The organism is Bacillota bacterium (assembly GCA_013314855.1).
Classification (GTDB): domain Bacteria; phylum Bacillota; class Clostridia; order Acetivibrionales; family DUMC01; genus Ch48.
Map to the genome: position 1 here is coordinate 14,603 of JABUEW010000057.1, position 11,828 is coordinate 26,430.

15 protein-coding genes are annotated in these 11,828 nt (G+C 36.8%); all 15 read left to right on the forward strand.

Annotated elements, in window-relative coordinates; translation table 11 throughout:
- Positions 1 to 21: 21 nt before the first annotated feature.
- The 15 genes from rpsD (at position 22) to HPY74_11265 (ending at position 11,682) form a co-directional block, all read left to right on the forward strand.
- Complete coding sequence (rpsD, locus tag HPY74_11195) at positions 22 to 648, forward strand: 30S ribosomal protein S4 (GenBank protein NSW91213.1); 627 nt, start codon at positions 22 to 24, stop codon at positions 646 to 648.
- 44 nt (positions 649 to 692) lie between these two features.
- Positions 693 to 1,640: a DNA-directed RNA polymerase subunit alpha gene (locus HPY74_11200; protein NSW91214.1), complete on the forward strand. Its 948-nt coding sequence runs from the start codon at positions 693 to 695 to the stop codon at positions 1,638 to 1,640.
- A 41-nt stretch (positions 1,641 to 1,681) separates the two neighbouring features.
- A complete protein-coding gene (rplQ, locus tag HPY74_11205; protein NSW91215.1) occupies positions 1,682 to 2,209 on the forward strand; it encodes a 50S ribosomal protein L17 in 528 nt (175 codons plus the stop codon).
- 90 nt (positions 2,210 to 2,299) lie between these two features.
- A complete protein-coding gene (locus HPY74_11210; GenBank protein ID NSW91216.1) occupies positions 2,300 to 3,160 on the forward strand; it encodes an energy-coupling factor transporter ATPase in 861 nt (286 codons plus the stop codon).
- A gap of 1 nt (position 3,161) precedes the next feature.
- A complete protein-coding gene (locus tag HPY74_11215) occupies positions 3,162 to 4,025 on the forward strand; it encodes an energy-coupling factor transporter ATPase (protein ID NSW91217.1) in 864 nt (287 codons plus the stop codon).
- Positions 4,018 to 4,815, forward strand: a complete 798-nt coding sequence (locus HPY74_11220; GenBank protein NSW91218.1) for an energy-coupling factor transporter transmembrane protein EcfT — start codon at positions 4,018 to 4,020, stop codon at positions 4,813 to 4,815. Before HPY74_11215 ends, HPY74_11220 begins: the two co-directional genes overlap by 8 nt.
- Positions 4,816 to 4,838: 23 nt before the next feature.
- Positions 4,839 to 5,789 (forward strand): ROK family protein, encoded by a 951-nt coding sequence (locus HPY74_11225; protein ID NSW91219.1) that lies wholly within the window; start codon positions 4,839 to 4,841, stop codon positions 5,787 to 5,789.
- Between the two features lie 88 nt (positions 5,790 to 5,877).
- Positions 5,878 to 6,618: a tRNA pseudouridine(38-40) synthase TruA gene (gene truA, locus HPY74_11230; protein NSW91220.1), complete on the forward strand. Its 741-nt coding sequence runs from the start codon at positions 5,878 to 5,880 to the stop codon at positions 6,616 to 6,618.
- Positions 6,619 to 6,855: 237 nt separating this feature from the next.
- Positions 6,856 to 7,290, forward strand: coding sequence for a 50S ribosomal protein L13 (gene rplM / locus HPY74_11235; GenBank protein ID NSW91221.1), 435 nt, complete (start codon positions 6,856 to 6,858; stop codon positions 7,288 to 7,290).
- Between the two features lie 24 nt (positions 7,291 to 7,314).
- A complete protein-coding gene (rpsI, locus tag HPY74_11240) occupies positions 7,315 to 7,707 on the forward strand; it encodes a 30S ribosomal protein S9 (GenBank protein ID NSW91222.1) in 393 nt (130 codons plus the stop codon).
- A 119-nt stretch (positions 7,708 to 7,826) separates the two neighbouring features.
- Complete coding sequence (locus tag HPY74_11245; protein ID NSW91223.1) at positions 7,827 to 9,020, forward strand: amidohydrolase; 1,194 nt, start codon at positions 7,827 to 7,829, stop codon at positions 9,018 to 9,020.
- On the forward strand, positions 9,017 to 9,544 hold the full coding sequence (gene tsaE, locus HPY74_11250) for a tRNA (adenosine(37)-N6)-threonylcarbamoyltransferase complex ATPase subunit type 1 TsaE (protein ID NSW91224.1): 528 nt from the start codon (positions 9,017 to 9,019) through the stop codon (positions 9,542 to 9,544). The genes HPY74_11245 and tsaE overlap by 4 nt, the downstream gene beginning before the upstream one ends.
- Positions 9,541 to 10,272, forward strand: coding sequence for a tRNA (adenosine(37)-N6)-threonylcarbamoyltransferase complex dimerization subunit type 1 TsaB (tsaB, locus tag HPY74_11255; protein ID NSW91225.1), 732 nt, complete (start codon positions 9,541 to 9,543; stop codon positions 10,270 to 10,272). Before tsaE ends, tsaB begins: the two co-directional genes overlap by 4 nt.
- Positions 10,259 to 10,720, forward strand: a complete 462-nt coding sequence (rimI, locus tag HPY74_11260) for a ribosomal protein S18-alanine N-acetyltransferase (protein ID NSW91226.1) — start codon at positions 10,259 to 10,261, stop codon at positions 10,718 to 10,720. The genes tsaB and rimI overlap by 14 nt, the downstream gene beginning before the upstream one ends.
- A 65-nt stretch (positions 10,721 to 10,785) precedes the next feature.
- Positions 10,786 to 11,682, forward strand: coding sequence for a VanW family protein (locus HPY74_11265; GenBank protein ID NSW91227.1), 897 nt, complete (start codon positions 10,786 to 10,788; stop codon positions 11,680 to 11,682).
- The last annotated feature ends 146 nt before the right edge of the window (positions 11,683 to 11,828 follow it).

Genomic DNA, 11,828 nt, shown 5'->3' on the forward strand with positions numbered 1-11,828 from the left:
ATAATGGAGGTGTTAAACCAAATGGCAAGGTACACAGGGCCATCATGTAAACTGTGCCGCAGAGAAGGAGAGAAGCTTTTTCTAAAAGGAGATAGGTGTTACACAGAGAAATGTGCAATTAATAGGAGAGCTTATTCACCTGGACAACATGGCCAACAAAGGAGAAAGCTCTCTGAATACGGCATGCAATTAAGGGAAAAACAAAAAGCCCGTAGATTCTATGGAGTGCTTGAAAAACAATTTAGAAAATATTTTGAAATGGCAACTAACATGAAAGGTGTTACAGGTGAAAACCTTCTTAGAATATTGGAAAGCCGCCTGGACAATGTGGTATATAGACTTGGACTGGCCACATCAAGACCGGAGGCAAGGCAATTAGTACGGCACAATCATTTTTATGTAAATGGTAAGAGGGTTAATATTCCTTCGTACCTTTTAAAACCCGGTGATATTATTACTGTTACGGAAAAAAGCAGAAATTCGGAAAAATTCAAAGAAATACTTGAAAAAACCAGAGGCAAGGTTATTCCGAAATGGCTTGAGTTTGATCCTGATAATTTGACAGGAAAAGTTGTTTCTCTTCCTTCAAGAGAGGAAATTGACCTTCCTGTCCAAGAACACCTGATTGTTGAGCTGTATTCGAAGTGATTAGTTGCCCTCATTAAAAAAAGATTTGCAGGGGAGGGTTTATAATGTTGGAAATAGAAAAACCTAGAATTGAATGCACTGAATTAAATGAAGATAACAAGTATGGGAAATTTGTTGTAGAACCTCTTGAACGGGGATATGGAATAACGTTGGGTAATTCATTAAGGAGAGTATTACTTTCTTCACTGCCGGGGGTAGCCGTAACGTCGATAAAAATAGATGGTGTATTACATGAATTTTCTGTTGTTCCGGGAGTGATAGAAGATGTAACGGAAATAATACTTAACATAAAAGAATTATCCGTAAAGCTTCATAGTGAAGGACCAAAAGTGGTTTATATTGATGCAGAGGGCGAAGGACCGGTATTGGCAAAGGACATAAAGGCAGATGCTGACGTAGAAGTCCTGAACCCCAACCTGCATATTGCTACCTTGAATGGAGATGGCAGGTTTTATATGGAAATGGTTTTAAATAGGGGAAGAGGATATGTTACCGCGGAAAAAAATAAACTGCCTGGGCAGCCTATAGGGGTTATACCCGTAGACTCAATATACACACCTATAAGAAAAGTCAACTACCTGGTTGAAAATACCCGTGTTGGTCAAGATACTGATTTTGACAAACTCATACTGGAAGTATGGACCAATGGTACTATTAAACCGGATGAAGCAATAAGCCTGGGTGCAAAAATACTGAGTGAACATTTGAATCTGTTTATCGATTTATCTGAACAGGCAAAGCATACAGAGATAATGGTGGAAAAAGAAGAAACCAAGAAAGAGAAAGTCCTGGAGATGACTATAGAAGAATTGGATTTATCAGTTCGTTCATATAACTGTCTCAAGAGAGCGGGTATAAATACAGTTGAAGACCTGATAAGCAGGACTGAAGAAGATATGATGAAGGTTAGAAACCTTGGAAGAAAGTCTCTCGAAGAAGTCCTTCAAAAACTGAATGCATTAGGACTATCATTAGCCCAAAGTGAAGATTAACGTGACAAGGAAAGATTAAAAGCAAGGGAGGTAATTTCAAAATGCCGCTGCAAAGAAAATTAGGACGTCCGACTGACCAAAGAATGGCGATCTTAAAGGGCCTTGTAACATCACTAATAGCAAATGGCAAAGTAGAAACAACAGAAGCAAGGGCGAAGGAAGTGAAAAATATTGCTGAAAAATTAATAGCCCTTGCAGTAAAAGAAGTTGATAATTTTACATCAAGACAAATTAAAATTAGTGCAGCAAGATTAGATAGCTCGGGCAGAAAAATAACGAAATCCGTTACATCAAAAAACAATAAAAAATATGAAGTCGTAGAGAGAGAAGAAAAAACTGATATGGTAACGGTAGATAATCCTTCAAGACTGCATGCGAGAAGGCAAATAATGAAGTGGGTTTACAGAATAAAGGATAACAAGGGGAATAGAATAAATGTAGTAAACAAGCTATTTGATGAGATTGCACCTAAGTATAAAGACAGAAAAGGCGGATATACCCGGATTTACAAGCTAGGTCCCAGAAAAGGGGATGCTGCACAAATGGTTATCCTTGAGTTGGTTGATTAATGGAACAAAATATCAAATTATAAAGAGCAAGGGATTAGGTATAACAAAAGTTTGCCTTATCCCTAATTTTATATTTTAAAAGGAGTATAAATGGAGAGCAATTTTATTGAAGTAATAAATGTAAGCCACATTTATAAGACTGAAGAAACGGAAAGTGGAATTGAAGCACTTTCAAAAATAAATGTAAATATTGAAAAAGGTAAGTTTACCGTAATATTGGGCAGGAACGGTTCCGGAAAATCTACATTGGCAAAACTTATGAATGCTTTACTATTGCCTTCCGAAGGGGTAGTGTTGGTAAAAGGTATTAATACAAAAGAGGAAGTTAATATATGGGAAGTAAGACGTATTACAGGCATGGTTTTTCAAAATCCTGATAATCAAATAGTGGGGACTACTGTTGAAGAGGATGTCGCTTTCGGGCCTGAAAACCTAGGGCTGCCTCCGGCAGAAATAAGAAGGCGTGTTGATGAAGTACTGGATATAGTGGGAATGAGAGAATATAGCAAAGATTCTCCTTATCTTCTTTCGGGGGGTCAGAAGCAAAGAGTTGCTATTGCCGGAATACTGGCAATGAAACCTGAATGCATAGTACTGGACGAAGCCACTGCTATGTTGGATCCTATGGGAAGAAAAGAAGTAATGGCTGTCTTGAAAAAATTAAATAAAGAGGAAAAGATAACAATTGTACATATTACTCATAATATGGATGAAGCCTGTATGGCAGACAGAGTTATTGTTATTGATGATGGTTCAGTTGTAATTGACGGTACGCCAAAAGAAGTATTTTCCGATGTAGAAAAAATTAAAAAGCTTAGGTTGGATGTTCCACAAGTTACAGAATTGCTATATGAATTGGAAAAAGAGGGCTATGTTTTGCCCAGGGGAGTGCTTACTGTTGATGAAGCATTTAGCGTGATTTCAAAGCTTATGCGACTTTCAAGGAGGTAATATGTCCATAAAAGTTATAAACCTTTCTTATGTTTATATGAAAGGGACTCCATTTCAGAGAATGGCACTGGATGATATAAATATTGAAATTAATAAAGGAGAATTTGTTGGTATAATTGGGCATACCGGTTCGGGAAAGTCTACCCTTGTACAACACTTTAACGGCTTGCTTAAACCTACACAGGGTAAAGTAATAGTAAATGGTATAGATACATCGAGTAAGGATTTAAAGGAGTTACGAAAACAAGTTGGTATTGTGTTCCAATACCCTGAACATCAGTTGTTCGAAGAGACTGTTTATAAAGATATTGCTTTCGGGCTTAGAAAATTCCGAATGGAAAGCAATATAATAGATAAAAAGATAAATAGGGCCATTGAAATTGTAGGATTAGATAAAAGTATATTGGAAAAATCGCCTTTTGAACTTTCAGGAGGTCAGAAACGAAGAGTGGCTATAGCAGGTGTGCTGGTTATGGAGCCTGAAATAATAGTGCTGGATGAACCGGCTGCGGGACTTGATCCAAATGGAAGGAATGAAATATTTCATTTCATTGAAAGACTTTACAGGGATTTTGGCGTTACAGTTATTCTTGTATCTCATAATATGGAAGAGATAACAAGATTGGTGAAAAGAGTAATAGTAATGAATAAGGGCAGGGTTGAAATGGACGGATGTGTGAAGGAGATTTTTAAAAATACGGAGAAGCTGGAACAACTGGGGCTTTCTGCCCCCCAGATAACTTACCTAATGAAGAAATTAAAGAAAGTATTCCCTGATATTGATGATAATATTTATACTGTTAAAGATGCGAAAATGGAGATATTGAGGCATCTAAAAAATTTTAAAGGTGATAGGTATGATTAGGGATATTACACTTGGACAATATATACCGGGAGAATCTGCCATACACAGGGCTGACCCGAGAGTAAAAATAATACTTTCATTAATATATATGATTCTTATATTTATAGTCGATAATTACACGGGATTTTTCATGTTGACTATATTTACCATAATGGTTATAGTAATTTCCCGAATACCATTGAAATATACTTTGAAGGGATTAAAACCAATTGCCTTTATTGTTATTTTTACTGTTATTATAAATTTATTTACTACAAAAGGTACACCAATTATACAATATGGGTTTATAAAAATTACATTAGAAGGTATGGATATAGCGGTAAAACTAGCATTAAGGCTATCATTGCTGGTTATTACAGCTTCATTGTTAACTTTAACGACTACCCCCATACTTCTTACAGACGCTATTGAGAGCCTGATGAGACCTTTACAAGGTATTGGTATACCGGCCCACGAAATAGCAATGATGATGACCATATCTTTAAGGTTTATACCCACGTTATTGGAAGAAACAGATAAAATTATGAAAGCCCAGGCCTCTAGAGGAGCAGATTTTGATACGGGAAACTTTGTACAAAGAGCAAAAAGTTTTATCCCTGTTCTTGTCCCGCTATTTGTAAGTGCCTTCAGACGTGCCGATGATATGGCAATTGCCATGGAAGCTAGGTGTTATAGAGGAAGTAAGGGAAGGACAAGAATGAAACAATTGAAAATTAGTTCAATAGATTATAAAATAATAACAGTAATGGCAATTATGGTGTTCGTGTTGCTTTATTTACAATATATGTAATTAACAAGGGAGAGTGGAGATGTATGTATTATATTGGAATTGACCTGGGAGGGACTAATATAGCAGCGGGATTAGTGGATGAAAACGGTGTTATCATACGTAAGGACAGTATTCCAACCTTGAGGGAAAGAGAATATCCTGATATTTTAAAGGATATGGCAATGCTTTCCTTAAAATTGATAAATGAGGCGGGAATAGATATCAAAGAGGTAAAGAGTATAGGTATTGGTGCACCGGGTACACCGGATAATAAAAATGGAATATTGTTATACGCAAATAATTTGAAATTTAAAAATGTTCCCATGAGAGCAGAGATGCAAAAATATGTAAACTTGCCCATATTAATTGAAAATGACGCAAATTGTGCAGCATTGGCTGAAAGTGTTGCGGGTGCTGCAAGTGATGTAAAACATTCAATTACAATAACCCTTGGTACCGGAATTGGTGGAGGTATCGTTATTGATGGAAAGGTATACGCCGGATTTAATGGTGCAGCTGCTGAAGTTGGCCATATGACAATAGTTGTTGATGGAGAATTATGTACTTGTGGAAGAAAGGGCTGTTGGGAAGCTTATGGCTCTGCTATGGCTTTAATTGAGCAGACTAAAAAAGCAGCAAATGAAAACCCTGATTCTTTAATAAACAAGCTGGTGGAAGGAGATTTAAGTAAAATTAGCGCAAAAACTCCTTTTGACGCGGCGAAACAGGGAGATAAAACGGCAAAAAAAGTGGTTGATAGGTATTTAAAGTATGTGGCGGAAGGACTCACAAACCTGATAAATATATTTACACCTGAGGTATTGGTAATTGGCGGAGGTGTGAGTAAAGAAGGGGAATACTTGTTAAAACCTTTAAGGGAGCATATATGCAGGGATGTTTATGCCAAGGATGTACCTCAGACCCAATTAAGGGTTGCAAAGATGGGAAATGATGCAGGAATTGTAGGAGCAGCAATGCTCGGTAAGATGATTTGAGCAAACCTAATTTGTTTTACTTTGGACGTATTGAAGAGAAAAGAGACTTCTTGATGCTTGCGTTAAATTTAATGTATGGTGATAAGCAGTGCGCAATATAAAACTTACAATCGAATATGACGGGACAAACTATAATGGATGGCAAAGCCAGATAAATGGTTTTGCCATCCAGGATAAGATTGAAGATGCGATTTATAAGCTGACGAATGAAAAGGTCAAACTTATAGGTGCAGGCAGGACTGATTCAGGGGTACATGCATACGGGCAGGTTGCTAACTTTTATACATCTTCATCTATTCCGGCAGATAAGTTTTCTTTTGCGTTAAATACTATACTTCCTGATGACATAGTTGTAAGAAAGTCTGAGGAGGTTGATGAAGATTTTCATGCCAGGTTTTCAGCTAAAGGTAAGAGATATAGATATTTAATATATAACTCTACTCACCCTTCAGCTTTACTGAGAAATAAATCCTGGCATGTTTTCTATAACCTTAATATTGAACTAATGAAAGAAGCATCTTTATATCTTATAGGTACCCATAATTTTAGGAGTTTTATGGCAAAAGACAAGGGCAGCCAGGTAAAAAGTACTGTACGTACAATTTGGGAGACATCGCTTATAAGAAGAAATGATATTATTCAAATTGAAATAGCGGGGAACGGTTTTTTGTATAATATGGTCAGAATTATTGCCGGTACACTGGTCGATGTGGGTATAGGTAAGATTGAAGCTAAATATATTAACGATATAATTAAGGGATGTGATAGGAAATTGGCGGGTAGGACAGCTCCTCCCCAAGGCTTGTATCTGATGGAAGTGTATTATTAGAGAAGTGAGAAGTTGGATATTAAATATGAAATGGCGAACGACTATGAGAAAGAAAACCGGATGCTATGGCCATAAGAAAGAGTAAATAAGAGATAAATTAAAAAAATAGCATTTTATACTTGACACGCAATACCTATCTATATTACAATGTTAAAGTGCTGTAAACTTAGCCCATAACTAAAATTCAAAAATATAAATTACAATATGACGGTGAGCTTTAAGGAGGTTAATAGGTTAATGAAAACATATATGGCGAAACCCAAAGAGGTTTTTAGGAAATGGTATGTTGTAGATGCAGAAGGTAAGCCATTAGGACGACTGGCAAGTGAAGTAGCTAAAATTTTAAGAGGCAAGCATAAGCCGGAGTTTACGCCCCATATAGATACAGGCGATTATGTAATAGTCTTGAATGCGGATAAGGTAGTACTAACAGGAAAAAAGTTGGATCAGAAGTACTACAGACGTCATTCAGGGTATCCCGGAGGGTTGAAGGAAATAAAGTACAGAGACTTTTTAGCTTCGAAACCTGAAAAAGCTATAGAACTTGCAGTAAAAGGCATGTTACCGAAAAATAGCCTGGGCAGGGCAATGTTTAAAAAGCTTAAGGTTTATAGAGGAAATGAACATAAGCACCAGGCACAAAAACCTGAAAAACTGGAACTTAACATTTGAGTTGAATGGAGGTAATAGATTTAAATGAGTAAAGTACAATACTATGGAACAGGAAGAAGAAAAAAATCTGTAGCCAGAGTCAGACTCGTCCCCGGAGATGGAAAGATATTTATTAATGATAGAAGTATTGATGAATATTTTGGTCTTGAAACTTTAAAAGTTATAGTGAAACAACCATTAGTTTTAACCGATACCCTTGGTAAATTTGACGTCCTGTGCAAGGTAAGTGGAGGTGGTTTTACAGGGCAGGCGGGAGCCGTAAGGCATGGTATATCCAGAGCTCTTCTTGAAGCTGACGAGTCTTTAAGGCCTATCTTGAAAAAGGCTGGTTTCCTGACAAGAGACCCAAGAATGAAAGAAAGGAAAAAATATGGCCTTAAAAAAGCGAGGAGAGCGCCACAATTCTCCAAGAGATAGTTGTTTGCATGCGGGGATAGTTATTAAATGCGCAGTTAGATAGCTATATTACAGGGGGCGGGTTAATTCACTCAGTCCCCTATTATATTTGAATTTTGAATCTGACAGGGGGTATCGATATGTTGTTAATAAAAAACGGTAAAATATACACAATGGCTGGTAGTGTATATGAAAAAGGTTATATTATGGTTGATAATGGCAAAATAGTTAGGGTAGGAGAAGGAGAAAGCCATTTAAATGAAAGTAGTTTTAATAGAGAAACTGATAAAGTTATTGATGCAGAAGGGAAGTATGTGCTGCCCGGATTCATTGACGCCCATTGTCATGTAGGAATGTGGGAAGATTCTACGGGTTTTGAGGGAGCAGACGGGAACGAGTCTACAGACCCTATAACACCTCAATTGAGAGCTATTGATGGGGTCTACCACTTGGACAGGTCTTTTGTTGAAGCAAGAGAAAATGGGGTAACGACTGTAGTGACCGGGCCGGGAAGTGCAAATGTTATTGGTGGACAATTTGCTGCTTTGAAAACTTACGGTAGACGAGTAGAAGATATGATAATTAAAGAGCCTGTGGCTGTTAAAATAGCCTTTGGTGAAAACCCAAAAAGGGTATACGGAAGTAATAAAAAAATGCCTACTACTCGTATGGCTACTGCAGCCTTACTCAGAGAAAACTTGAAGAAAGCATTAGAATATAAAAAGTCCATGGAAGAAGACAAAAAGGAAAGCGAGAATAAAGAAAAAACGAAATTTGATATGAAAATGGACACACTTGTAAAAGTATTAAATAAAGAAATACCGTTAAAGGCTCATGCTCACAGGGCTGATGACATCCTTACTGCAATAAGAATAGCAAAGGAATTTGACGTAAATATAACAATTGAGCACTGTACAGAAGGACAGCTTGTAAAAGATATTCTTATTGAAGAAGGAATTCCTGCAATAGTAGGACCATTTCTTACCGATAGGTCCAAAGTTGAGCTAAAGAATTTAAGTGTTAAAACACCGGGAGTTTTATCTAAAGCAGGAATAAAAGTAGCTATTATGACTGATCATCCCGTTATTCCCGTACAGAATCTCTGGCTTTGTGCTGCAATGGCTGTAAGAGAGGGAATGGAAGAAGAAGAGGCTTTAAAGGCTATAACAATAAATGCTGCCCAAATAACCGGCATAGATAACAGAGTTGGAAGCTTGGAGGCGGGAAAAGATGCAGATATAGTAATATTTGACGGACATCCTTTTGATATAAAATCGAGAGCTGTGACAACAATAATAAACGGAGAAGTGGTTTATGAGGAAGTGAAAGGTTGATAACTATTAAGACGGCATCTGAGCATGAAACCCGAAATATTGGTTTCCTACTAGGTTCTGTATTAAAAAAGGGAGATATTGTGTGTCTTGAGGGAGAGCTTGGAGTAGGAAAGACTGTTTTTGTAAAAGGGGTGGCTTCTGCCCTCGGAGTTGAAGAATACGTTACAAGCCCTACATTTATTATTGTAAATGAATATAATGGGAGATTGCCTGTTTACCATTTTGATGTTTATCGGATATCAGACCCTCAAGATATGTATGAAATCGGTTTTGAAGAGTATATATACGGAGATGGGATTGTAGTAGTTGAGTGGGCTGATTTAATAAAAGAAATACTCCCTGATGAACTTATATGGGTAAGAATAGAGAAAAATAATATCAATAAAAAAAATAATGCGGGTGAGAAAGATGTCCTTATGGTGGAGGAAGGAAGAATAATACACATAGATTTTATAGGTGAGAGATACAGGAAGTATATGGATTGTCTTGTTTCAAATATGGGAAAAGAGGTAGGTAAAGGTTGAAAGTACTAGCCCTAGATACATCGGCCTTGGTAGCTTCTGTAGCTGTTATGGATAATTGGATACTATTAGGTGAATATACTCTCAATCACAAAAAGACGCATTCCCAAAAGCTTATTCTTATGATTGAAGAGTTATTGGCAAATTTGGAATTAAGTCCGAATGATATTGATTTATTTGCCGTATCAAAGGGACCGGGGTCTTTCACTGGATTAAGGATAGGTGTTACCACTGTAAAAACTATGGCTTATGCTCTGGATAAACCTGTAGTTGGCGTTCCCACTCTTGATGTATTGGCCTATAATATACCCTTTTGCCGACACATCATATGTCCAATAATGGACGCAAGGAATAACCAGGTATACACTGCTTTATACCAATGGGCTTCAGGTGAGCAACAAAGGTTGACGGAGTATATGGGCGTAAAAATAGAAGAATTGGTTAAAATTATCCGGGAGAATATAGTTGAAAGGGAGAATATTGATAAAATCAGGGTAAGAGTTATTTTTACAGGAGATGGGGTAATTGTACACAGGGCTTTCTTTTCAAATGAATTAGGTGATAGATGCACTTTTGCTCCGTACAACCTTTTGTTTCAAAGAGCTTCATCTGTAGCAGAGATTGCTTTAAATCTCGCCCTCAAAGGGGAAAGTGAAGACTGTTTTAGCTTGGTTCCATTTTACCTTAGAAAATCTCAGGCAGAAAGAATGAGGGAAATTGAAGGGAATTGATAAAGAAATTGATATTGTGAATACAGAAAATTGGCATATAGATGATATAATAGTTATTGAAAAATTGAGCTTTACAATTCCATGGACAAAAAATGCTTTTTTACAGGAACTACAGAATAATAAGTTTGCTGTATATTTATCTGCAAAAATGGGAGATAGAATAGTCGGTTATGCAGGAATGTGGAAAATCTTCGATGAAGGACACATAACCAATGTTGCAGTACATCCTGAATTCAGGCGTATGGGTATAGGGAGCATGCTGCTTGAAAGGCTGATAAACTTGGCAAAAAGAGATGGAATTACCAAAATGACCCTGGAGGTAAGACAGAGTAACAAGGCAGCCCAAGCTTTATATAAAAAATATGGTTTCAAGGCTGCAGGAATTCGCAAGGAATACTATGCCGACAACGGTGAAGATGCTGTTATAATGTGGAATGAATGGTTATAACAAATGTGAAAAATAAGAATAATATGTTCTTTACCATCCATACTAATCACACGGAGGTGTATTATATGGATGGTAAATTTAAAAGAATTTACTACTATAGTAGATTATTAAATATAGTTGTATTTAGCCCTTTAGTTTTTGTGTTTTTATTAATAATCGTATCTTGTAATACAAATATATTAAATAAAAATAGAGAACCCAGGGTAAAAAAAGACGTATACCTTGAAGATGAAAATGTAGGCGGGCTTACGAGACAGGAAGTGCTTAAAAAGATTCAAGAGCATGCATCGAAAATTGATGTTGCAGCAAAGGATGCAATTATGGAGCCTTCAAGTTGGGGAATTTTTGAAGGAAAACCGGGCTTGAAGGTAAATATTGGAAAAACACTGGAGAATGTATTAAATGCAGAGGAAGGGCAGAAAGTGGAATTGGTTTTAGAAAGGGTATACCCTAATATAACTAATCAGCATTTACAAAGTAATATTGTTGAAATAGCGAGCTATTCAACTCCCATTGTTGACAAAAGCGAATCGAGGATGAACAATATAAAAATAGCAGCAGAAAAAATAAATAATAAAATACTGCAAACAGGAGAAGAGTTTTCATTTAACCGGGTTGTAGGAAGACGGACTGAAGATAAAGGTTATGAATACGCTCCTATTATAATCAAGACAGAAGATGGGCATAAGAAAAAAGATGGTATAGGCGGAGGGGTATGCCAGCTTTCCACCACTTTATATAATGCCGTGGAAGAATGCGGCCTTGAAGTGACGGAAAGGCATACTCATTCTTCTGATGTAACATATGTACCTGAAGGTGAAGATGCTACAGTATCCTATGGGTCTATAGACTTAAAATTTATAAATACCAGGAAGTATCCAATAATGATAAAAGTATATGTGGAAGGGGAAGAACTCATAGTTAAAATACTGGAAAATAGAAATTTTGAGCCTGGCAGTTAGAGATTAGAGTTTAGAGAGGAGGGCGCATTTTTTATATATGACCCATATAATGACAGAAACATTGCGGAAGGTCTCGTAGAGCCTGTTAATCCGACGAGGGATAAGCAAATCAACTGTATGAGCAAAATAATTACATTGATGTGCTA